Origin of the sequence: Bradyrhizobium sp. i1.15.2 (assembly GCF_040548425.1) — a bacterium.
Classification (GTDB): Bacteria; Pseudomonadota; Alphaproteobacteria; order Rhizobiales; family Xanthobacteraceae; genus Bradyrhizobium; species Bradyrhizobium canariense.
In genome coordinates this window covers 1-23,037 of sequence record NZ_JBEPRQ010000052.1, presented here as the reverse complement: position 1 = coordinate 23,037, position 23,037 = coordinate 1, and the positions used below count along the sequence as shown (strand labels likewise).

The 23,037-nt window shown below is 59.7% G+C and carries 18 protein-coding genes and 2 pseudogenes; 9 read left to right on the top strand and 11 right to left on the bottom strand.

The features are described 5' to 3' along the window. Window positions 1–80: 80 nt before the first annotated feature. Entirely contained in the window at window positions 81–296 is a 216-nt protein-coding gene (locus ABIB80_RS38445) for a hypothetical protein (RefSeq protein ID WP_354129548.1), read from the bottom strand. A gap of 873 nt (window positions 297–1,169) precedes the next feature. Here ABIB80_RS38445 and ABIB80_RS38440 point away from each other — a divergent pair. From ABIB80_RS38440 to ABIB80_RS38420, 5 genes and pseudogenes are all read left to right on the top strand, one after another. Next, window positions 1,170–1,394, top strand: coding sequence for a hypothetical protein (locus ABIB80_RS38440; protein WP_157158667.1), 225 nt, complete (start codon window positions 1,170–1,172; stop codon window positions 1,392–1,394). 480 nt (window positions 1,395–1,874) lie between these two features. Further along, window positions 1,875–2,111 carry a hypothetical protein gene (locus ABIB80_RS38435; RefSeq protein WP_007601788.1) on the top strand — a complete coding sequence of 79 codons (237 nt, stop codon included), beginning with the start codon at window positions 1,875–1,877 and terminating at the stop codon, window positions 2,109–2,111. Then, window positions 2,111–2,230 (top strand): annotated as a pseudogene (locus ABIB80_RS38430) (LabA-like NYN domain-containing protein); the annotation flags it as partial. The gene ABIB80_RS38435 and the pseudogene ABIB80_RS38430, both read left to right, overlap by 1 nt. A 216-nt stretch (window positions 2,231–2,446) precedes the next feature. Next, window positions 2,447–2,611: pseudogene (locus tag ABIB80_RS38425) on the top strand (sigma-70 family RNA polymerase sigma factor); the annotation flags it as partial. Window positions 2,612–2,666: 55 nt separating this feature from the next. Beyond that, window positions 2,667–2,966 carry an NrsF family protein gene (locus ABIB80_RS38420; protein WP_354129547.1) on the top strand — a complete coding sequence of 100 codons (300 nt, stop codon included), beginning with the start codon at window positions 2,667–2,669 and terminating at the stop codon, window positions 2,964–2,966. Between the two features lie 124 nt (window positions 2,967–3,090). On the opposite strand, the gene ftsZ is transcribed toward ABIB80_RS38420, so the two are convergent. The 3 genes from ftsZ to ABIB80_RS38405 form a co-directional block, all read right to left on the bottom strand. Beyond that, on the bottom strand, window positions 3,091–4,338 hold the full coding sequence (gene ftsZ / locus ABIB80_RS38415; protein ID WP_354129546.1) for a cell division protein FtsZ: 1,248 nt from the start codon (window positions 4,336–4,338) through the stop codon (window positions 3,091–3,093). Window positions 4,339–4,390: 52 nt separating this feature from the next. Beyond that, complete coding sequence (locus tag ABIB80_RS38410) at window positions 4,391–4,897, bottom strand: hypothetical protein (protein WP_354129545.1); 507 nt, start codon at window positions 4,895–4,897, stop codon at window positions 4,391–4,393. Window positions 4,898–5,007: 110 nt separating this feature from the next. Beyond that, on the bottom strand, window positions 5,008–5,163 hold the full coding sequence (locus tag ABIB80_RS38405; RefSeq protein ID WP_354129549.1) for a hypothetical protein: 156 nt from the start codon (window positions 5,161–5,163) through the stop codon (window positions 5,008–5,010). Between the two features lie 163 nt (window positions 5,164–5,326). On the opposite strand from ABIB80_RS38405, the gene ABIB80_RS38400 reads away from it, so the two are divergent. Further along, entirely contained in the window at window positions 5,327–6,001 is a 675-nt protein-coding gene (locus ABIB80_RS38400; protein WP_035994494.1) for a hypothetical protein, read from the top strand. A gap of 692 nt (window positions 6,002–6,693) precedes the next feature. Here ABIB80_RS38400 and ABIB80_RS38395 read toward each other — a convergent pair. The 3 genes from ABIB80_RS38395 to ABIB80_RS38385 form a co-directional block, all read right to left on the bottom strand. Then, window positions 6,694–8,655, bottom strand: a complete 1,962-nt coding sequence (locus ABIB80_RS38395; protein WP_219681382.1) for a sigma-54-dependent Fis family transcriptional regulator — start codon at window positions 8,653–8,655, stop codon at window positions 6,694–6,696. 191 nt (window positions 8,656–8,846) lie between these two features. Then, window positions 8,847–10,040 carry a methyl acetate hydrolase AcmB gene (acmB, locus tag ABIB80_RS38390; protein ID WP_007601813.1) on the bottom strand — a complete coding sequence of 398 codons (1,194 nt, stop codon included), beginning with the start codon at window positions 10,038–10,040 and terminating at the stop codon, window positions 8,847–8,849. Between the two features lie 76 nt (window positions 10,041–10,116). Then, the gene (locus ABIB80_RS38385; protein ID WP_354129544.1) at window positions 10,117–11,751 is read right to left on the bottom strand and encodes a flavin-containing monooxygenase; all 1,635 of its coding nucleotides are present in this window, start codon (window positions 11,749–11,751) and stop codon (window positions 10,117–10,119) included. A gap of 765 nt (window positions 11,752–12,516) precedes the next feature. Between ABIB80_RS38385 and ABIB80_RS38380 the strand changes: the two genes are divergently transcribed. Together ABIB80_RS38380 and ABIB80_RS38375 are read left to right on the top strand one after the other, a co-directional pair. Continuing rightward, on the top strand, window positions 12,517–12,975 hold the full coding sequence (locus ABIB80_RS38380) for a helix-turn-helix domain-containing protein (protein ID WP_007601819.1): 459 nt from the start codon (window positions 12,517–12,519) through the stop codon (window positions 12,973–12,975). Window positions 12,976–12,977: 2 nt separating this feature from the next. After that, window positions 12,978–13,568: a PIN domain-containing protein gene (locus tag ABIB80_RS38375; protein WP_354129543.1), complete on the top strand. Its 591-nt coding sequence runs from the start codon at window positions 12,978–12,980 to the stop codon at window positions 13,566–13,568. A 233-nt stretch (window positions 13,569–13,801) separates the two neighbouring features. Here the strand turns inward: ABIB80_RS38375 and ABIB80_RS38370 are convergent, their stop codons facing one another. Both ABIB80_RS38370 and ABIB80_RS38365 read right to left on the bottom strand, forming a co-directional pair. Beyond that, complete coding sequence (locus ABIB80_RS38370; RefSeq protein ID WP_007601821.1) at window positions 13,802–15,307, bottom strand: adenylate/guanylate cyclase domain-containing protein; 1,506 nt, start codon at window positions 15,305–15,307, stop codon at window positions 13,802–13,804. A 1,648-nt stretch (window positions 15,308–16,955) separates the two neighbouring features. Beyond that, window positions 16,956–19,715 carry a S8 family serine peptidase gene (locus ABIB80_RS38365; protein WP_354129542.1) on the bottom strand — a complete coding sequence of 920 codons (2,760 nt, stop codon included), beginning with the start codon at window positions 19,713–19,715 and terminating at the stop codon, window positions 16,956–16,958. Window positions 19,716–20,466: 751 nt separating this feature from the next. Between ABIB80_RS38365 and ABIB80_RS39555 the strand changes: the two genes are divergently transcribed. Next, entirely contained in the window at window positions 20,467–20,706 is a 240-nt protein-coding gene (locus ABIB80_RS39555) for a hypothetical protein (protein WP_083870004.1), read from the top strand. Between the two features lie 954 nt (window positions 20,707–21,660). On the opposite strand, the gene ABIB80_RS38360 is transcribed toward ABIB80_RS39555, so the two are convergent. Together ABIB80_RS38360 and ABIB80_RS38355 are read right to left on the bottom strand one after the other, a co-directional pair. Continuing rightward, complete coding sequence (locus tag ABIB80_RS38360; RefSeq protein ID WP_354129541.1) at window positions 21,661–21,915, bottom strand: hypothetical protein; 255 nt, start codon at window positions 21,913–21,915, stop codon at window positions 21,661–21,663. A 562-nt stretch (window positions 21,916–22,477) separates the two neighbouring features. Further along, window positions 22,478–23,037 (bottom strand): hypothetical protein (locus ABIB80_RS38355; RefSeq protein WP_354129540.1); only part of this gene is annotated, 560 nt, incomplete at its 5' end.

The following is a 23,037-nucleotide window of genomic DNA, read 5'->3' as shown; positions in this document are numbered from 1 at the left end:
CCTCAAGCCCCCAATCCCTGCAATCTCAAATGCCGCCGCAACCGGAAAACTGACTCCTGCTCAATCGCTTAGAGCCTTGTTCACGGACGACTACTGAGATCGTCCGGCACCTCGCCGAACTTCCCGATCACCTTGGCGTCGCCAAAATCGCCGCTCGACGGGTCTCCGGTCCGCGAAAAAGGCGACCGCGCCGTCGCAGCCTGGCTCTTCCGGGAGAGCGCTTCGGCGCGCATGACCGCGGCGTTGGCGCTTAGGCCCTCCAAAGCTTCGCCGGGCGCGACGCCGTCGTCGGCCATGACGAACGGAACGCCACGGGATAGGTGATGGCCATCGCGGTCACTCCCTGCGTTCGGATCCCGCTGCCGCGGACTCTGCCGCTCGAGTTCTTCGATGACCGTATCGCGGTCGCGGCAAACCGAAAAGGCCTCGAACTGTTATGTCGGTCATATCCTTAAATCAGTCGCTCTCGTCGGTCACACCAACCAAGGTGCTGCCCAGGTGAATATCCTTTCGAGGCCGCCGCACGCAGCTCGTGGGCCGCGGCGTCGAGAAAATCCATGGCGACCAACAACGCCTTGACCCTCCCGACGATCTCCGCCGCGGGTTCAATGGCCTATTTGGCGGCGTGCTCGAGATCGCCCCGGCGAGTGCAGCAGGTTCGGACATAGAAACGGTCTTCTGTACGCGGTGAGCGTGGTGCGACTGGGAGCCTACCACAGATTGTCGGGCATCTTGACGTGAAATGGTCCACGGTGGCGCGGCGACCATAACAATTAAATAAGGATACAAGCCGTATTAAATCTAGCGATCTATTTTACTTGGATTATAATTGGGCAATTGTGCCGGATGAACGCACAAGATCGCAGAGAGCGACTCCAGCATTCCTGCTTCGCCCCCCGAATGCAGGAGCCGTTTCTTCGAGTGCTTGAGCGGAGGGCGTGCCCTGTACTCGCTGGACAAGACGCGAAGGCGAGATTTTTCGGAAGCCTGTGAATTTTCGAACATCACAGACGTCGCTTCAGTCAAAGGATTATTAACTTTATTATTGAATTATAATGTGATAATAAGTCTCAATTTAATGTGACATTTAATGTTTCGATTGTCGGCTCCGGCACTCTAATCTTTTGGAAAATCCTGCAGGGGACCATGTGGATCGGGAGGAGAGGACAATGACCCAACGCAACATCCGCCCTCCGAACGAACACGACATAGGCAAACTTGAAACCTTGGCCATGAAAGCCCCCAGCGCAGATATTGCTGCTCAGTTTGGTCCAAGTTCCGCAGCACCGAGGGTGGAGTTCCTAAAATTATTATTGACCGAGCCGGAAAAGTTAGAGCGCAATCATTGCGGTCGGGACCTTGGCCCATCAGGCTTTGATTGGCCGAATGATTAGAGCTTCGAAAAGAACGGAATCGGCGGATCGCCGGAGAGGCGCGTCAGGGGCACTGGTCGGCTCGAAGCAGCGCGTGCGCATCGACTTCACTGCCGCAGCAGCACTAAAAAAATGGCCTTCACTTGGAAACCAACGCGCAGCGGCATCGGTTAGTTCTTACCTTGTATTCGAGGGCACTTTGGACGCATGCATCCGAGCTTTCCTAGCGAAGCCTGCCAGCCAAGGTCATCTCTACGAGATACATACTGCTCCGCAAACGCAACTTGTTACGGCCGTGCTGTCCGCAGAACAGATAGCCGAAATCGCTCGGCTGCGAGATTTTCTTTGAGGAAAGCAAGCCCCTGCCGCTGCCGACAGGGCGTTGAAAGTGAATTGGCTAATCAAATTGTGAGCCAACTCTTCGGTGAGATTGATGGGTACGCACCATCGCCGCCGAATCATTGCCCATGGATTTGCGCTCCTCGGGCCTTGGAGGACACTATGGATGAGAAGAACCCTCATTCGAAACAAGTTACCAGACTAGGCTTGATCAGCTTCGGCCGTTCGAAAACAGATTGCACCATTCGCAGCATATCTGCGTTCGGTGCAGCCCTCGATCTTGCTGCAGATGAAAAAATTCCCGACGAATTTGCTCTGACTGTTATTCCCGACGGTGACCGCCGCCGCTGCGCGGTTGTCTGGCGTAAAGAGAAAAGAGTTGCTGTCGCGTTCTATTAATTAATGCGTCAGGGTCGCGGGCTGGAATGGCGGTCAAGGGCAACATGGATATCGAGCTCGCCGTGGATGCCATGGAGCTCGCCGAGCATCTTGACCACGCTGACGCAATATCGAGTGAATACTGGGACATAGCGGCCTTCGTGAAGACTGATTGTCGATGAAATTTGTGGCGATTGTCTGAAGTTAGACCATCCCGCCCCTATCGACGGCGCAGCGCCTTGTCGAAAGGAACCGGCCCGGCTGTCCATCTGAGGTCCCGATATTCTGCGCGGCCTCCAAATTTCACATCGCGTCCACCAACGTCCGAGAGGAACCAACTGGTGTCTTCCTCCCTTTTGCGGGAAGTGACCCGCCTGACGATCGCGGCTGTGAAACTCGAAGGTAGGAGCGTCGCCGAAACGGCAGTTCGGTACTGCATGTCGGAATCAAACGTGAAGATCACCATCCATCGCGGATTGAAGGCGCTGGCGGCGCTCATCGGCAGAGAGACGCGCACATGAGGACGGAAGATCTGATGACGCTCTCGCACGCAATGCCCTACCAGTCGACCGGACGATGATTGGGCGCGGGTTCACTGCTGCCTTGCTCATCGGCGGAGCTTTCGCCGTCTGCATTGCGCTCGCTTTGCTCGGGATGCGCCCCGACCTCGCGACGTTGGCTGCCGTGGGTTTCGTAGCCGCCAAGCTGGTGTTCGCTGCCGCCGTCTTTGTGGTCGCGGCATTCTATCTGATGCGGGTCGCCCGGCCCGGAGGCGAGGCAAGGATATGCTTCCTGGCGATCAGCGACTGTCCGATGGCCCCGGCGGAAGTGGGCGCGCGGTTTTGTCTGCCACTTTTCAGCGCGCGAGTGATTTGATTCAAGCCGCAGAAGCTGACGCAATATTTTCTGTCGCTCAACAATGACCGCGGCTTGATGGATCCCGGGCTCGCGACTTCGTCGCGCCCCGGCATGACGACCGTAACTCCCGTCCTGCGACCGTTCAGTTGGCGGCGCGGCGCAGGAAGGCCGGGATATCGAGAATAGCTTCATCGGGCGTATTGGGCGCAGCTGTGCGGCCGTAAGGATCGAGCAGCCGGTCGGCGGCGTGGCGCGCATATTCCGGAGCCGCCCTTGCCGGTTGCCCTACGGGCTGTTGCGCTTCGGAGCGGAGCGGCGGGCTTTCCGCTTGCGGAAGAGGTGCACTGCGCTCGATGCGGCGGCCGTCGTTGCGCAGCCTGCCCGCGAGCTGGGCGATGGCGGTTTCCACCGGTTGCGCCCGAGACTCCGGGTCGAGATTATCGATTCCGGTCGCCACCACTGAGACGCGGACGATACCGTCGAGGCTATCGTCAAACGACGCGCCGACGATGATGTTGGCGTCCGGGTCGGCCTCGTCGCGAATGCGGGTCGCAGCTTCGTCGACTTCGTACAGCATGAGATCTTTGCCGCCGGTGATGGAGATGATGAGGCCGCTGGCGCGCTTGATCGAGGGATTCTCGATCAATGGATTGGAAATCGCGGCCACAGCAGCGGCAAGCACGCGCTTCTCGCCGGAGGCCTCGCCCCGTCCCATCATGGCCTTGCCCTTCTCCTTCATGACGGAGAGGACGTCGGCAAAATCGAGATTGATTAGGCCTTCCTTGACGATCAGGTCGCTGATGCAGGCCACGCCGGAATAAAGCACCTGGTCGGCAAGGGCAAAGGCATCGGCGAACGTGGTCTTCTCGCTGGCCACCCGGAACAGGTTCTGGTTCGGGATGATCAGCAGGGTGTCGACCGTCTTCAGCAACTCCTCGATGCCGGCTTCGGCAAAGCGCATGCGGCGCTTTCCCTCGAAGTAGAATGGCTTGGTGACCACGCCGATCGTGAGAATGCCGAGCTCGCGCGCGATCCTGGCGACGATGGGGGCAGCGCCGGTGCCGGTGCCGCCACCCATGCCAGCCGTCACGAACACCATGTGTGCGCCAGTCAATTGATCCCGGATCGTATCGATCGCCTCTTCGGCTGCGGCGCGTCCTAATTCCGGCTGCGAGCCGGCGCCGAGGCCTGCGGTCACCTTTGTGCCGAGCTGGATGAGGTGCCTCGCCTTCGACATGGCCAGCGCCTGCGCGTCGGTATTGGCGACCACGAACTCGACCCCTTGCAGCCCGGCCGTGATCATGTTGTTGACCGCATTGCCGCCGGCGCCGCCGACACCAAACACGACGATGCGGGCCTTCATTTCGTGGATATCGGTGGTGCCAGTCATTCTTCCCTCGTGATTGCTCCGGCAAGCCGGGGATGGAGATGAGGATCGAGTGCTACCTGCGACTCGGGCGGTCTGCTTCCACGATCGCAGCGGCCAGATGTCCCAATCGACGACGCGCGGCTTGTCCCGCGATCGCGCCGCCGGCGTGGCGACCGTTCCGCAGAACCGCCACTTCGTTTTCCAGTATTGCCGCCCACGCATTGGCGGCCGTCGTCTCGGCGGCCGCTTGCGTCAACTCGACGGCGAGGCGATCGGCGCGCTCGCGCTCGAACACTGCTCTGTAGGCAGTTGCGACGGCCTCGAGCCGCGCGACCTCCGCCTTGAATGCCTCGATCTTGACTGCTTCGATCTGTGCCAGGGAGGCATCGATCGGGGCCCGGCGGGCGCGTCGTGGGCGGGGTGTGTACCGGAGCTCGGAGACATCAACGCTCACCAGGGCCTTGCCGTCCTCCGACTGCGAGCGCGGCAACCGGCGGCGTCTCGCAAGCGAACGCGCGGCCTCTCGGGAGATACTGAGTTGGGCGCCCAGATCGGCATACGTCAACAACTCAACGCACATCGGCGCTTCTCCTGGAGCGAACCGGGAAGGCATTTCGAGCTAATGATGGCTGGACGATTACCGCAGGCTAGGCCGCGTTGGTTAATGGACGGTTAACGTTACGAGTGCCGTCACCGCGCCGACTCCGGCAGCCGCAGCGACGTCCTGTCCGTCTTGCGCTGGCAGCGATAGAGCTTCAGGACGGAGATGTTTTCGGAGCTCTCATTGCCGGTGCCGTCACAGCAGATGACGAGGTATTTGGGCTCGGGTTTCGGTGCGTGCTCCACGGGATGCGCCTCCGGGTGATGCTACCGCAGCGATTATAGCGGAAATGGATGGCGGCGAGGAGACAAAGGCGGCGTCGCCGGCATGGTGCCCCGTGTATCATCTGTTGACATTAACCACTTGTTAACCATGCCGGCGGCTAATGTGGACGAGTGGGGGATCACCATGTCGGCCCATGTGACGCGACCGAAGTTGATGCCTGTTTCGGCCGATCCAGCCTTTCGGTCGCTCAACCGGCTGGCGGTTCGCGCCAAGGCCGTCCTACAGACCAAAACGGCTGTCCTACGGAGCAAAGCCATGTTCGGAAAGGACGATTTACTGGACAATCTCAGCCGCGATCTTGATCGCGCGCGCGGAAGACGCGATGCACTCGCATCCGAAGCCACGACCCTGACGGCCCAGATCGCCGAAATTGAAGCCCGCCTTTCGGAGGAGAAGTCCAGGCGGGAGCGTGATCGCGTTTTGGGCGAAATCGAAGCGATAAAATCCCGAATCAGGCAAGCCGCCGGCGCGTTTGCACCCGTCGTCGATGGTCTCTCCAAGGCGATCGAGTCGGCTGCAGCAGTTGTGCCCGAGGCTCGCGAGCTTAATAGTTTCCTCGTGTCGGTGGCGACCGAAATCGACAGTGTGCTCGATCCCCTGCTGCGCGAACTGGATCAGCGCGCGGATGCGGTGCGAGTCGGCCACGTAGCACTGGACCTCCCGAGTTCGTCCAATGAAGCTCCCATCGAGCTGCCGAAAGACGGCAACGAACGCCTGCTTCGCTTTCCAGCATGGCTGTCTCGCGACAAGGAGACGGACAAGGAAACAGCGGAGAGTCCGCGCAGCACGGCAGCGTGAACCTGGCGGGTGGCGTCCTTGCGGCGCATCCTTCGAGACGCCCCGCCCCAAAACTCACCGCTGCGCGACCGCGTCGCATCGTGCGAGGCGCGCTTGACGTCTGCTATGCCCTTAGTAGCGGCGCAAAACGCCATATGGCCGGAGGTCCGAGTCGGGCCAAGAAACGGAAGGGGAAATTTGTTCTTCGGCGATCTGACCGCGATATCCAACGTCAAAGCCCCGGCGTGATCCGGGGCGTTTGCTTTAGTATGGGGCGCAAGTCCGCTTGGGGTCGCTTCAATAATTCGCTCCATCATACGAAGGAATCAAGCTGTCCATTCGACGAGCACTGTTACCGAGAAGGGAAGCTAGGTTCTCGTGACCAAGGAACCCACGCCCAAGCAATGGAGCCAGCTTCTATCCGCACGGTCGAAGAGCCGACGCAGGCCGCCAACGGGACACCATACGGCGAAGACAAGCAAGCGCGTCGTAAGGAGGTCGGGAGGCAATCTCGACTTTTGAAGCAGCGCAATGCGGTGGCCACGGCGTAAGGCATTGAGGGATATGGTTTTATTTGGTCGTCGTGCTCGGCGCGGAAAGCCGCAGAGCCTCTGCCAGATACAAACCAAAGAAATAGAGCGCTCTTACCTTGCTTTGCGCTCCATACTGAAAGCTCCATACTCAAACATGCAACTCAACCAGCGCTTCCAATGTCACCATTTACTACGCAGCTCGAAGCGAATGTCATAACGATGCAACTTCGCATAGACCGTACTCTTGGCAAGACCGAGAGCGGCCGCGGTGGCCGTCACGTTGCCGTTGCACGAGCGGAGCGTGCGCGCGATCAGGTCACGTTCGGACGCTTCGGCGAGAGACAGGCCCGGATTGTGCTCGCTTGTTCGTTCCGTTCCCCGGATGGCATCGGGAAGGTCCGAAGGTTCGATCAGCTCGCCGTTGCTGGTCAGCATGAGGCTCTCGACCAGATTGCGCAGCTCGCGGACATTGCCGGGCCAATCATGGCGCTGAAGCTGCGCAAGCGCCTCCGGCGCAAACCGGCGATCGGAAAGACCGTAGCGCGCCGCTGCCTGAGCGATGAAGTGATCGACCAGCAGCGGAATGTCCTCGCAGCGCTCGCGCAGCGGCGGTATGCCGACGGGGACGACAGCCAGCCGGTAGAATAGGTCCTTGCGGAAACGCTGGGCGTCCACCTCCGCCTGCAGGTCGCGATTGGTCGCGGCGACGAGGCGGAAGTCCACCTTGCGCACTGCGGTCTCGCCGATCCTGCTGATCTCGCCGTTCTCGAGCGCCCGCAGCAACATGGGCTGGAGGTCGAGCGGCAATTCGCCGATCTCGTCAAGGAACAGGGTGCCCCGCGCCGCGGCTTCGATCTTCCCCGCCACGCCGCCGCGCCGGGCGCCGGTGAATGCGCCGTCGACATAGCCGAAAAGCTCGCTGGCAAGCAGTTCGCGCGAGGCGCAGCCGCAATTGACGGCAATGAACGGGCCGCTCCGGCGCGGCGACACGGCATGGAGTCCGTGCGCGAACACCTCCTTGCCGACGCCGGTCTCGCCAAGCAGCAGGACCGGAGCAGCTGATATGCCGACGCGACGGCACGTCTCGACCACGTTGTGCATCTTCGGGCTGCTGTAGACGGTATTGGCAAAGGCCTGGGACTCGCCTCGCGCGGCTGACAACAGTTTGCCCGAAGGGGCCGGCTTCGGCGCCACCATCACGGTGCCGAGGTGTTCACCCCCTTGCACCACCGGCTTCAGCCATTCCTCCTTGATCCATGCCGGACGCGAGGCGCCAAAGAGCTGATCGTCGCGGCTGCCGAGATGGGGAAAGCCGGACTGACATCCCGGCGCGCCCAGGTCGCGCATGATCTGCGACATCTCTCCACTGGCCTTGAATGGACGTCCGGCGCTGTCGAACAGTACGGCATGATGCCGATCCGAAGGCGGCAGCATCCAGAAGCATTGGTCGAGCAGCCGGTAGCGGGCGTCCAGCTCCATCTGCAGTAGCTGAGCCTCGATGCGCGCGGCCGCCGAAATCGCCAATGCGAGGGCCGGCCGCCCATAAGACGAGGATAGTCCGGAGATGTCGATCACGCCGATCACAGCGCCGTCGATGGGATCGCGGATCACGCAGGCCGAGCAAGTCCAACGGTGGATGCCGGAACAGAAATGCTCCGTGGCATGCACTTGGATGGGCTGCCCGGTTTGCAATGCAGTGCCGATCGCATTTGTCCCGCAGGTCGTCTCGCTCCAGTTGCTGCCGGGCAGCAGGTGGGTTTTTTCAACGGCATCGCGCAGCGCCAGCTTGGTGTCGCCCTCCAAGCGCAAAACAATGCCGTCGGCGTCGGTCAGCACCATCACGGTGCCGGTTTCCAGCAGGTAGTCGCGCGCCAGGGACATCGTCGAAGCACCCGCCTGAACCAGGCGGTTGCGCTTGTCGAGCAGGCGCTGCAGCTTGTCGTCCCTGATCGGCATCGGAGCCTGGCCACGCCGGTAGTCGACGTCCGATTTCTGGCAGCGCTGCCACGAATCGGTAATAGCCGACCGCACGATCTGCTGACGCGTGCTGTTGCTTCCGGATAGGAAGCGTTCCCAGCTCGTCAGGACGTCGCGTTCGATAGATGGATTTGCGAAAGCATCCTCTGGCGCCTGACCCAACACGTTCCCTCCTTCGACGCGCTGAGTAGTCCGAAATGATCTGACGGACCCCGAGCTTTTATCTCCTGATTGTGAGGCCATCCATGGAAACGCGCAATCGCGTATCCCGACCTTGGTGCCATTTGGCTCGCCTCCGACCGCACCGCAAAAAGAGTGAGATCGGAGGCGGAATGAAGGCATCGAGCCGGCAGAAGCTAGGCGACCCTGCGCTGGCTCAGGCTGTCGTAGAAGGCGGTTTCGAAACGCATATAGCCGGTGAACGAAGCGACGTCGGCAAAGGGCAGGATCTGGGTGGCCCAGTAGCCTCCGAAGCCATTCTGACGGTCGATCCAGTAGAACAGGTTCGCCAGACCAGCCCAGCCGAGCGCGCCCGCCGGGCGGCCGGTCGGCGCCTTCTCGTCATTGACCATGAAGGTGAACGCCCAGGATTTCGACAGACCCGGGAAGAACTCCGCGTCGTTCGACAGCGATTTGATGACGCCGGGCAGCGCCGTCACCTTGAGATCACCGAGCTGGTTCTTCTCGGCCATCGTAACGGTCTCCGGCTTCAGCACCCGGCCGTGCGGGCCGGCACCGTCGTTCAGCCACATGCGGATGAAGCGCATGTAGTCGCCGACCGTGCTGTAGAGGCCGTGGCCTCCCATATGGACCTCGGGATTGGCAGGCAATTCGAAGTCCATCGGGGTCAGCGAGCCGTCGGCGTTGCGCGCGTGCACGCCGGCAAGTTTGCCGCGCACCGCATCGTTGATCTCGAACGTCGTGTCGCTCATGCCGAGCGGCTTGAAGATGCGCTCGGCGAAAACTTCGCCAAGCCGCTTGCCGGTGATGCCCTCGACCACTTGCCCGGCCCAGTCGACGTTCGTGCCATACTCCCATTTCGAGCCGGGATCGAACAGCAGCGGCGTCATGAGGGCGGCCTTCGACGAAGTGATCACGCTCGGCTGTCCGTGGTCGGTCGCCAGCCGCAGATAGTTCTCGTTGAAGAAATCATAGCCGAATCCGCCGGTGTGCAGCAGCAGCATGCGCGTGGTCACCTCACCCTTCGGGGCACGAAGCCGGGGCTGGCCCTCGGCATCGAAGCCCTCGATCACCTGCAGCTTGCCGATGTCGGGGGCGTAGGTTCGTGCCGGGGCATCGAGGTCGAGCTTGCCTTCCTCGATCAGTTGCAGCGCGGCCGTGCCGGTGATTGCCTTGGTGGTCGAAAAAATGGCAAAACTGCTGTCGGCCGTCATCGGGGCCGGTTGGTCGATGCGCCGCTTGCCGGCGGCGCCCTCGTAGATGTTGCCAGTACGATCGGTCACCATCGCCACCACGCCCGGGACGCCTTGGCCCGTCGTGACCGTCTCTTTGAGAATGGCGTCAGCCGCCGACTTGAATTCCTTGGTCATGTGTTGCTCCGAATTGTTGTGATGATGCGGGTGCAGGGCCGCGCCACCAAAAATGGTTGCGCGGCCCCTTGTGTCGTTACTGCTTGGCAAAGCCGGGATAGGCCGAGGAGGCGACCTCATCGCACTTCTGGCGATAGGTTCCGACGCCGCCGATATAGGAGAGCAGACGGCGCGGCTTGCCCTCGACGTTGGAGCCCATGTACCAGGAGTTCGTCTTGGTCACGAGGGTCGTGTTCGCGACCTCATCGTGATGCGCGACCCAGGCATCCTGCGCATCCTTGCTCGGCTCGATGACGCTTAGGTGGTTCTTCTTGAGATAGGCGATGCAATCGCTGATCCACTCGACCTGCTGCTGAAGGCATGTCGTCATGTTGCAGAGCGCTGTCGACGGCGCCAGCGGCGCGCCTGTCGTGAAGAGGTTCGGGTAGCCGTGAACCTGAAGCCCCATCGTGGTCCTGATGTCGCGGCTCCACTCCTCCTTCAGCGAGCGACCGCCGCGGCCACGAATGTCGATGCGCGTCAAGGCACCGGAGCCGGCGTCAAAGCCGGTGGCCAGGATGATCACGTCCAGCTCATACGACGTTCCGTCCGCGAGCTCGATGCCTTGAGGCGTGATCCGCTTGATCGGGTTGTTCTTCACGCTGATCAGCTCGACGTTCGCCTGGTGGTAAGCCTCCAGATAGTTGCTCTCGAGCGGGACGCGATGCGTGCCTAAGCCATAGTCCGTCGGGATCAGCGTATCGCACAGCTTGGGATCTTTGAGGCGCTCGCGCATCTTCTTGCGGACGAACTCGGAGATCTCCTCGCTGACATCCTCCTCGAAGAACATCTCCACGAAGGAGGCGAGCCACAGCCGAAGCGAGCCTTCATCCCAGATCTTCTCCAGAACGGCATGACGCTGTTCCGGGCTGAGATCCTTCCACTTGCCGTTGGTGAAGTCGTATTCGAAGCCGGTGAACGAGTGGGGCAGGGTTTTGCGGAATTCGTCGAACCGCGCCTTGTAAGCCTCGACCTCCTTCGGCCCGTATTTCGGGTTCTTCATCGGGATGATGTATTGCGGCGTGCGCACGAACACCTTCATGCTGCCGACTTCGCCGGCGATGGTCTGGATCACCTGGATGCCGGTGGCGCCATTGCCGACGACACCAACGCGCTTGCCGGCGAGATCGAGCTTCTCCTTCGGATAGCGCCCGGTGTGGACCAGCGTGCCCTTGAAGGTGTCCTGTCCGGGAAACATCGACGTCAGCGGCGCCGACAGCATGCCGCAGCAGGTGATCAGGAACTGCGCGTCGATGGTGTCGCCCGCGTCGGTCGTGATGGTCCAGCGCTGGGTCGCCTCGTTGAAGACGGCGCTAGCGACCGTCGTGCTGAAGCGGATGTCCTTGCGCAGGTCGAGCTTGTCGGCGACGTAGTTGAGCCATTTTTCGATCTCAGGCTGACCGGGGAAGCGCTCGCTCCAGCTCCAGCCTTTGTAGAGCTCCTCGGAGAACAGGTACTGGTAGATATAGGCCTCGGAGTCGAACCGTGCGCCCGGATAGCGATTCCAGTACCAGGTGCCGCCTACGCCCGTGGCGGTATCGACGGCCTTGACCTTGAGGCCTTGCTCGTCGCGCAGCTTGTAGAGCTGGTAAAGGCCGGCAACCCCAGTGCCGATCACGATGGCGTCCAGGCTTTCATGTTTACGCGCGCCGTTGGTCTTGTGCTCACTCATGCATTCCCTCCCGTTGTGAAAGCTTTGTTCTGTCCTCCGCTACGAGGCGAGGGACGCAAGGGGAGCTACGCAGATTGCGTGCCAAAGCAGAGTTCTGGGCTTAAGCGGTTGCTGGGACTGGATTGTTGGTTGCGGGGGCATGCCGAAACTGTTCGAAATTCAAACCCGGCAAGCCTGATCGACCGAATTTCGATCGAAGTTCCTCTGCATTCCGGCGCCGAGGGCGCTAGGATATCTTGGATCCTTCAGCCGTTCGAACTCGGCGCCAGCCTACCAAGGCTGCGCCGGCACGAACGCCGGTAGCGCCGCCGTGCGGCTCGCGAATGATCTCGGGCGAACGCCTCCTAGGAAGGCCCTGTATTCGGGACCAAGAAACCCTTTGCTGCTTCAGACTCGCCCCAATGCCCAGTCCATATGGCGAGGAGACACTCGGGCGTCGATGCGTGCGCGCTCGTGCGCGAGATCACTTCGCCAATGCGGAGCAATCGATGACGGTCTAAGAATCTCTCTGTTCAAATGTCGGGCGAGCTGGCTGAAGCCATTGATATAGCTAAATTTTATTTGTTCGCAGAACATAGATTTTGGAATTTATCCTAGCCGACCAGCTCATGAGGCACGGCAAACGCCAAAAGTTCCCAAGGATCGGCTTGGGACAAAGGGCAGGGACCCAGCTGGTCAGGAACTTTGGGCCATTTCGTTTATTTCGCTTGTTGCGTTTATTTCGAATATGGCCTATACAAAAGGCCGTACAGGGGAGAAGATACGATGACGATGCCAGCCTACGCTGAAGAGCTGGGAGGTACTCGCCTGCCTTCCGCGAGCGAGAAGGCGGCAGCCAACCAGCTTCGTCAGATACTCGCTTCGCATGCGACGGGAGATGCCAAACTGCGACTGCTCGACGATGCACAGCAGGCTGCTGAGATAACCTTGTCGCCGGCGCTATCGAGTCTTTTGATGGAATTGCTGCGGCATATCGGTCGCGGCGATGCGGTGACGCTTGTGCCTGTGCATGAGATGTTGACCACGCAGCAAGCTGCCGACATTCTGAATGTCTCGCGTCCGTTTCTGGTCTCGCTGCTCGAAAAGAACGAAATTCAGCACGTGACAGTGGGGCGTCATCGCAGGATTAGGGCAGAGGACCTATTCGCATATAAGCGCACGCGTGATGAGAAGCGGGGCAAAGCGCTTGCGAATCTCGCTGAGCAGGACGCGGAGCACCTGTAAGCTTGTTTGCAAACCGCTTCACCGCATTCGTCGATGCGTGCTCGCTTGCAAGCGCGCTCAAAAGGAACCTGCTTCTCTCATTGGCGGAGGCGGAATTTTTTCGTCTCCGCTGGTCAAGCCGCGTTCTGGATGAGACCGAAACAGCTATCGAGGAGATCCTGAACGCCAAAGGCTTTGCCGATGCCGCGGCGCGTGCAGAGCGGGCGCGCGCCAGCATGGAAGCTGCCTTTGAAGATGCCATGGTTACGGATTTTGACAACTTCTTGTCCGTTGCGGCTGGGCTCCCCGATCCTGGCGATCATCACGTTGTTGCTGCGGCGGCCAAGACGCAGGTCGCAATGATCGTAACGGAAAACCTTAAGGACTTTCCCGCGGCAGTTCTTTCCGACCTGAACATGGAGGCGAAATCGGCCGACGCTTTCATTGCGGATACTATCGCACTCGACGAAGCTCGCGCTGTTGCAGCCATTCGGTGTATGCGCGAACGCTTCAAGAAACCGGAAATGACGCCGGCGGAGCTCTTGCTCGTGATGGAAGCTGCGGGGCTGATTGAGACGGTTGACGTGCTAAGGCCACACGTGGAATCCCTCTAGCTCAGTAACTAACCAGGCGGGCTTTCCGCAACACGATCTTGATGTAAACTCGACTTCGATATTCCATAATGAAGGATACCCGAACGATCGCGCGGCTTGGGAACGCAGACACGCTGATGCCTGCTGGCGTCGTCCGCCGGGAATATACAGGAGACCAACGCAGCAGCGCCGAAAATTGGCGGTAAACCGCAGCCGAGAATCGGTCTGCCGCTGCGCAGGACGGGCGCGGTCGTTCATCTCTGCGTGGGAGAAATTTTGAACCGATGTATTTCCATTTTCTGACCGATGCCCTTCAAGTTTTGGTAGTCGCGCGACGCCGGGCATCCTTTGACGATGTCACTGACTCCGGGAGCCTCCATCACCATCTCTGTCAGGCATATTTCGTTGACACCGGCTAGACCTTGCACACGGGCGGCGATATTCACGTCCTGTCCGAAGTAGTCGATCCGATCGTTGAGCCTTACGGCGATGGCCCTGCCTCTGTGCACGCCGATTTTGAGGCCGAGCGGCCGCGAAGCGGTTTTGTTGAATCGCGACAGCTCTTCGATCATCTCGACGGATGCAACAACGGCATCCTGTGGACGCTCGAAGCCAGCCATGACTGCATCGCCGATCGTCTTCACGATCGTGCCAGATCGATTCCTAATGATCTTATTCAAAATGTCGAAGTGCTGACGGACGAGAAAGTAGGCATTCACATCGCCGATGCTTTCGTACAGCGGAGTCGAATCCTTTAGATCAGTGAACAGATAAGTGATGTCGGAAACGGCTAGACTATCGCGCTCGTCCACCAATTGAGTCTTATAGAGTTCGGCGAAGCAGGGGGTGAGCAATAATCGCTTACCGGAAAGAAAAGGCTCATACTCGACCAGATGGGGCTGGAACTGGGAAGGATACTGGAGAAACCAGAAGCGGCCTCGATCCTTGGTGCGGTTCTCAATGTGGATGATGTGTTTGCCTGGGCTAAGATCGGCCGTCTGTCGAAACGCAAAGCGTCCGTCGCCAAGGATCATATTTCTCGGTCCAGTGGGCCGATCAGCAACTACGAACCGGCCCGATTCGAGCTGGACCAGCGTTTCTTGGCGTTCCGCCGGTTCACCGTTCGCGAAGAAAACCAGAAGAAGCTTATGGCTAAGATCGAGCACCTCGAATCGGCCGGCCGTTACGGCGAATTCAAAGTTCAACCGCTGACCCGCCTCGATATCGGCAAATCCCCGCGAGAGTGCCGCAACGAGTTGCTCGTGTGTCATTCCGTGCGGGGGCTTGAAGTCCTTGGAGAAGTTGTAACGGAGATAGTAGTCCTGGACGGACAGCATGTCCGGATGACGATATAGGATGTCGCGAACCGAACTCGAGACCGTAAAGGTGACTTGGATGTAGTCGTCAAGCGCCGCCTCATTGAGGGCGTTGCAGAATTCGCATTGGAAACGTGGATGAACCTGGTCTAGCTCACGAAAAGTGCCGGCGACCTGCGGGCAATAGGCGCAGATGAGCAGCCACTGCATCTCGAATAGGCCAACCTTAGCGGCGTGCACGAACAGCTCGATTCCTTCGGCGTCACTTAGGCCGTTGGCAGTCGCATATTGGATAGGATTGACTCGAAAGAGATCATAGTCGCCGGAGGCGCGAATAAAACCTTCGAGGTCCGAAAGGGTCTGCGGCGCCCAGCTCGCTATTGACCCGAGCTCTATGAGGCGCTGATTCAGGAGGCCTTCGTTGACTGGGGATGACCCTTGCATATCAGTATGATACCTCGCTCATGCCGGCAATACTGGTTGGTCGGCCATTCGACTAGCCACGCGACAATCGACGCGGTTCCTTTGTGTCCAACTGGTTTTAGTCGAACCGAGCCGGATAAGAAAAGTCAGCTCTATTGGCCTGTATCAGTCGGCAATGCGACACTTTGATCGATAGGCAGTGTCTGGTCTCGTCCATCATGTCCATGAGAGCGGTGCGTTGACTCGAGAGCGGGCCGTGCGCGCCACGTTATGAAATAAGCTCCGGATTCGTGCAGACGCCCCTCCCTCCCATTTCCGTCAACGTTGATCGCCATATGAGCTGGATACTTCGGAGGATCATGCGTCAATGGTCAACCAAAGCCGTTTGAATGACGCGGATGAAAAGCGCGACGCTGTTGGTCGTTGGCTTCGTGTCTGCTGGCGTTTGGTAGCAGGGCGCCGCCAAAGGTCAGACCTTAGTCGCTCCGCCGCTTCCGCTCGCTCCGCCGTCGAGCGAACGGGAGCCGGCACTCCGGCCACCCCTAAGAATGCCTGGCCGACAACGGCGGCGGCCAAAGTATCGTCGCCACCGGCGCCGGCCAAGAATCCAAGGCCTTCGGCGAAGACCAATGGCGGGCCGTCATCGCGGACCGACGCTCTCCGGCCGGCAGCGTCGGACAAGGTTTTGTCTACACCATTGATCGGCGCGCCTGCGTCGGTCCTCAGCCCAGCCGGGGACTACGATGGCTTTAGCGTCGGCACGGTTGACGATAGTAAAACGTCAGGTTACGCGGCGCGAACCATGAAGTCCCGCGCAGCAAGACCTTCCTAGCCCAATTCGGGGGCAGACAACATCGCGGCACAGCACCTGGTTGAGCAAGTAGATGAGGTATTGCAGCGCAAGCTTACGATCTGCCGCGGCTGCAGGTAGGTGGTCGGCAATGACGGCAGGCGCTGTTGACCAATGCAAGCGCTTGTTGATTCTCGCATGGACCTATTGTCGGATGAAAACTATGGCATGTGGAGGTCGCGGAGCAACGTAAAAGCGTGCCTCACAGGCGAGGCATTCCAAGTGCTCCGCAATGTCAACCCGCAATCCAGATAACATCTTTTTTGACCCGCAATCCGGGCATTCTCTCTGGTTCAATGCGTCAAGAGCATCTGCGACAGTCATTTCGAGCTCGTGAAACTGGCTGCATCAGACACCGAAAGAGCGACTGATGTGTTTCGCCATCACGATAGCAACGTCCGTATAGCGGCCGTTCGACCAGAACTGATCGCAAACCAGCAAAAAGAACAGCGCACTAAGCGAAATCAGAATTCCCTTGCACATAGCGGACTTGTCCCTTGATGAGACTGCCAACCGAGAACTGAGAGAGACGATATGCTTCTGAAGTCGCAGTTGCGACGATCTGCAATGATTCAGGCTGGCAAGAAGCCGTTACTAATCCGTTAACTGACGGATCCGAAAATCTCTGCGGAAGGTCGGCCTCTGGTCCGAAGCTGCTGATCTCGGAGAGGTCCGCTATTCGGGCTATCGTCTCGAACCCTCGCGTGCTCTCCCCTGGAGTCAACAACTATTCATTCGTGAGTCGGCTGACCGTGAACTCTGAGCTGAGAGCAAAGTGTGAATGTCTCAGGCGACTTGGTCAAACTCAGTCCTGGGTGCTCAAGGTGTAACAGTCACGCTCTTGAAGACGGTGCCGCCATTGTTGGACCGGCCGCTGAAGCGGACGGTCTGCGGGCCTCGCGAGGTGGCACTGAATTTCCAGATGGCGGAGCGCGTATCGGCCTCCGTTACAGTGCCAAGTGTGAGGCTGGCCGCATTTGAAAAATCCATCGCCACGCCATCCTCGCGGGTGGTCGAGACCCCGAGCAGGCTTAGACCGCTAGACCCCGCCGCCGCTGACACCTGAACCCCATATGCCTCGTAACTCGGGTTGAAAATGGTTGTCTTGATTGTGAAGGTCGAACCGATCGCGGGAGACGTTGTGCTCGGCATAGCCGTCATCGAAATCGCAGGCGTTGGATCGCCGCGAATGATTTTAGCTGCGATTGCCACCGGCAAGCCAAATGAGGGAGCTCTCCAGTTGATTGCTTTGAGCCGGAGAACGCCAGGAGGCGGATTGTCGATGATGAGATATTCGACGTTGTCGATATTAGACTGCGAGGCCCAGCCACCACATTGTCCAACTGCGTCCGGCGTGCAACTGGCGCCGGGATCGGCCCACAGGTCAACATCGTATGTCACCGCCTGTGATGCTCCTGCGCTCGCTTCGGGCTCGTCCCAAGTAAGCACAGCGACGACCCGCTTGGTACCCCGAGGCACGTCGATGTCGAAGAAGCCCCAAGACTTGTCGGTGATTGTCATCCACGCCCAATGGCCGCTCCAGCCGTTGGGGTCGAGGCGCGCCCAATGCGATTGATAATCGGAGACGCGTCCGAGCCCAAAATCATTGCGTCCGCCACCGGTGTTGTTCGCCGGACTGACCTCGTCCGAATGCAGCGTAGCGGAAGCCATGAGATGGGCACGCAGCAAGTGCGGTCGATCTCGGAAATCAGGATAGTGCTCCAGCAACGTCGTCGCGATGCCACTGACATGTGGCGTTGCCATGCTGCATCCGCTCTTATCCACATAACCATCCGTCGTTCCCGCCTGCGCGGAGGTCACGACAGCACCTGTTGCAACGAGGTCTGGCTTCATCCGATTATCGCCGGTCGGGCCGCGGCTGCTGCTGCCGGACAGTTCGCCAACCAAGCTCGATCCCGCGTCCTGCACGTTTCCGACCGTAAGAGCATTCTTGGCCACGCCGGGAGACCAGATCGATTGTGCGCCCGGGCCGTTATTGCCGGAGCACACGATGTAGGCCTGGCGTGTTTCCCAGACGCGGGCGTCGAGCTTGCGCGATTCGGAATCGGTTCCAGTCTGTCCCGATCCGCTCGCCCCACCGCTCAGATTGATGACAGAGGGGCGTGGCGCGTCGCAGCTGGTCGGGTCCGCCATGTAGTCGATTGCGTCCCGCAACCAAGAGTTTTGTCCAGTGTTGGTCGATTTCCAGATCTTTCCAACCCGGATGCGCTCACGCGAACCGACCGCAGTTGCGACGCCCCGGAACCGCGCTTTCGCAGCCCCAGTTCCGGAGATGGTTGCGAGGACGTGAGTGCCATGGCCATTCTGATCATTCCAAACGCCCGCAGCGTCGCTCGTGAAATTAATCCCGCAACCGTTCTTGTTGAGGTCTTGGTGCATGGTTGCCGCCGCGCTTCCCAACATGGCGCCGGTGTCGAGTAAGCCCAACACAGTTCCCGCACCCAGGAAGCCGGACGCTCGGATGTAATCGACGCCATTCGTAGCCATGCTCTGATCGTGTCCGCCGCCGCTGCGACGCTCGATTTCGATGAACAGGATGAAATCCAAACCGGAAAGAATGCGGATCTGTTCGGGTGTTGCGAGAGCCTCATAGCTCCGCAACACCGGGTCGTAGCGACCGACCTCCGCACCCGTAGCTTGGACCCGTTCGGCGAACGAAGTTTTGGGATCAGTTTCAAACAGGCTGATGACAATTGGAAATCGAACCACCTCGGCCCCGAAACGCTCGATGGCAGATCTCAGCTCCGGCGCTAATTTTTGGTCGGGCAAGGGGTAAGCCAGTGATCTAAACCCGGGCAATCTGGCAATACCCTCCAACGCCTGGGCCTGCAGGGGGACGCGGACCTTGAGTGCTGTCCCATGCAGCCCGAGCGATGCGACCCCGAACTCGCTCATCAGCGTGCGCTCCGTGGCCGCGTCCGGCAGGAAATCCATCAGCAGAAAGGCATAGGTCTCAGTCCGCTCCCCTGCGGCTAAATCCGATCGTATGCGCGGGTCGATCCCGGTGGCCGGTGTCGTCGTCCCTCCCGAGAACCCAAGCCGATAGGCCTCAAACGATCGGACATCCGACGCGCCGCGCGAAGGATAATTGGCCGGAGGCTTCGGGCGATCCTTTGGCGCAGAGAGCGGCCTGTTGGGCGCCTCCGTTTGGACTGTTGTCGCCTCAGTGCCCCGATGCGGAAGTGCATCGCGCGGCGGCTTGCGATCAACAGGGGGAACCAACCGATCCGCAACTGATTCGTCAGACTTGGTCGGCCCGAAGTCGCGGCGTTTGGTGTCATCCGCGCTCGTCGCACTAGGTAGCCCAACGCCCGCCCGGCGCAATCCGAAGTTTTTGACCCCGTCCTGGACGGCCTCGAGCGAAAGGGGGGCGCCCTCGTCGTCTCGATTGATGCGCATAGTGCTATTTTGGCCGCTCGACGCGCCTTCCGCGGGAGCAACGGTCTGCGCAGACGCAAGCGCGACAGGCGCAGCAACCAGTAAGGTCGCAACGAGTGTTCTCAACGGCACTGAACGACAGCAATAGGTTAAACGCTTGGGTAAGAAGGTTTCGTTCATTGGCTTCCTCCAAATGAACATTCTTACGCGGCGACTTTGATCCGACACCTGAATCGTCGGAATGGCACACACAAGCCGGCAGAATCAAATCTGCTTCGCGCGAACATCACGACGCGGTCGCGCTCGATCTTTTGCGTTGAGCATCCTGGCAAATCAATAAATGAATCCTAACAGCACAACGGAAGATTATGCAGTGATTTAGTTCACAAGATTGCTAATTCGATTCAAAATAGACAGGCTCGTGAAATCCAATCGGCCCGTCCTTCCATAACAACACATACGCAGGCCTGCAGGCCCAGCGTCGGCGTGGGCGTTTTGAGCCCAGGTCACCTATCTGAGCAGTGCCCGATACTGCGGCACTGCCATTGCTACGGCCTTACCAGCGCCGCCTCATCGGAAACGCGCCACGCTGCGACGCCAAAACACAGCGTAAGCATCAACGTGGTCAGCAATAGCAGGACTGAGAAAAAGTGGCTCACACGCGTCTCCGCAACAGAACGTCCCAGTACGGGCGCAGGTGGATGGTTCGAAAAATACAGCTGCGCTGACCTGGCTTCCTTTTCCACAGGTTGTAAAATGCTAGATCAACAGCTTTGAACAGCGGAGCGCATCGTCGATCGGTTCGCGCGGGGCCGGGCAACTTCGCGCCGCGCTGATGTAGCTAAGCGGCACGGCAGGAGTTATGATCTTTCCTTCTCGCTCCGGTCGTTCGCTTTCAAGGAGTCTGGCAGTGATAAAAATCTTACAAGGAATGCTCCTCGCGACCTCGGTTCTCACTGCTGCTAGTGCGGCGCACGCAGCGGGTGGCTGTGGCGAGGGCTGTCACAGGACAACCGGTGGCGCATGTGTCGTTGACGGCTGGGGCACGGGAGCCAAGGTTCGGAACGAATGCCCGGCGACCTCTCGCCCCCGTCCACCCTGCGGCGGCGGGGATTTCATCTGGGACCGCACCAAACAGGCGTGCTTTCAAAATAACCGCAGCTGGTTCTGATCTTAGTGCGTTGCCCCAGCGCCGGTGCGAACGAGTTCAGACAGGAGCAGCTTGGCCGTCATTTCTGGCGGCACCCCTCCCACGTGGGTTGCCTTACTTCCAAGCGCCGACTGCAGGTACACGATGGAGTTCTGGACGAAATATGTCCCGTGATGCGCAACACCGTCGATTGTGACCGTTAGGGTGCGAACTACAGCAGGCCTTCCCCTGTGAAGCCTCGCTCACGGCAGTCCTTCAAAGCTCACGCACTAAGTGCATGATTCAGGCTGGCGTAAAAACTTAAACCAGCGTGTCACTCTCTGAGGCGTTACTCGCGGCAGGCCCGGCGCACCGTGGCAGTCCTGCGTGGACTAGAGAACGATCGAGGGGCCGCCAGTAAGGCGGCCTCTTTCGCCGGTTCACGCTGGCCGGCCTAGCACTCCCGGCGCTCAAATCCGCAATTGGATGGGCAGCCGAGAGCATTAGGGGCGGCAAGCCGTGCCATGTTCGCTCTAATGTGACAAGGCGCCACCGGTAGTTGTCCGGAGTCCATTTTCGGAACGGGGTGTTCTACTGTCGGAACACCGGCGAGATTTGAGACCAAGTTATTTGTAGTTGCCCGGGATGGCCGCAGTGGGGCTGGAACCACGCTGCGGCCTTTCCCTTGAGTGCACCTGAGGGGCAATGTTTTCTGCGGGGGGATTTGTGAGCATCCAAAGCATCGGGGCGACTATCTCGGAGCGCGAGCTGGCAGCGCGCGGCGTGCAATCATTGCGGCATTCCGATTGCATGGAGATCGTTGAAAATCTCCTCGTTCGCTTGAAGGCCCTGGACCAGGAATTGGCCGCACGAAACAAGAGCCAAGCTAAGCTCGAACGAGAGACGATCCCGGCTTGGGGGCCTGAGGGTTGATGCGGGGGCCGCTCCGCCAGCTCGAGGAAGAGAGCTAGCGAGACAGCAAGCCGGGCAGTGATGCTAGGTTCCTACGGCTTTCAGCAGCCGCACGTAGGTACCGCTCTCGTGCAGCTCCAGCCAGCCCTTCTCGACAGCGCGCCTGATGCCGGCGCCGAACTCCGCGCCGCTTCCCTGGAGCGTGTAGAGGGAGGAGTAGCTGATCTTCTCGATATGGATTCTGCCGTCCTGTATCGCCTCGATGCCCGAAGCCAGCTGGACGAGCTGGCGGCCTGCGGCTTTTGGATCTGCAAAAGGGCGTTCGGTGACGTGCTTCATCGCTGGAATCAAAACCTCAAGCCTATGCTTGGCCTGACTTGCCCGCTGCTGTCATGCCAGTTCGGGACGATATGCACAGATCCTGCGGCGCCGCGGTCTGAGCAGACCAGGCGCAAGCCGACGCGCGACCACGGCTGATCCTGCGGGAGTGTCTCGAGCCGCACGTCCACCTTGCGATCGCAACAGCCGTTCAAGCATTCGATGTTGCAGGTCACATGGCGTCAGCCAGCCATTCCGCAGGACTGCGGGGCGGATAGTGGCCGGACCATTTCGTGTGCCGAGGAGCGCGCATGCCGCCAGCAAAGCTGGCATCTTAGGTATCTCGCAAATTATCGATTCCTGGTGGCTCGGAACGCGCGAGCGACCGCTTGTTGTAGGTGGGGAAAAGTCGCCTGAACGTCCGCCGCGTCACGCTCGCAGGCGCTCCCCTGAGCCGACAAACGAAAATGAAGCCGCCGGGCAAACAATACCTTGTCCCGGCGGCCTGATATCCGTCCAGCCCCCGGGAGAGGATTAGCAAAAATCCCGGATACTGATCAGTATAGGCGCGCGGTGTGGGGGTTCAGTTCGCTTTTAGAAAATATACCCCAAAGCCCGCCGGCTCACGCCAGCATTGCCATGCTACAATCCAAGGGCAGTCGAGGGTCTTTCTGCTCCCATTGATTGAGAGCGATGCCGAGGCAGGTGCCACTATTTTCTTGTAGCGATTTGATCGACGGCAGGTAGGAGTGCGCAGAATGATTAGGCCGCTTCCATTGCTCTGGCTTTGGTCGGAGGCGCTGCACAGGCTCAGCAGGGCGCGCCTCGCAACCCTCAGAAATTGGAAAAGTGCCAGTAGCTTGCTACCGAACGTGGTTTTTCGAGTGCGGGCGAAAGAGGAGAGGGACAAGGTCGCGCAAAGCGGGAGTTCGTGATCGCCTGCATGCATGGGAAGCAAAGCTGACCAGGCGCTTTGTCGAGCGGCCATTTTCGGCCCGCCGGTCACGCTGGCGGCCATACGGCGAAGGCCGCAGCGGGTGGTTAAATCGTCGTCCGTGAACAAGGCTCTAAGCGATTGAGCAGGAGTCAGTTTTCCGGTTGCGGCGGCATTTGAGATTGCAGGGATTGGGGGCTTGAGGCCCC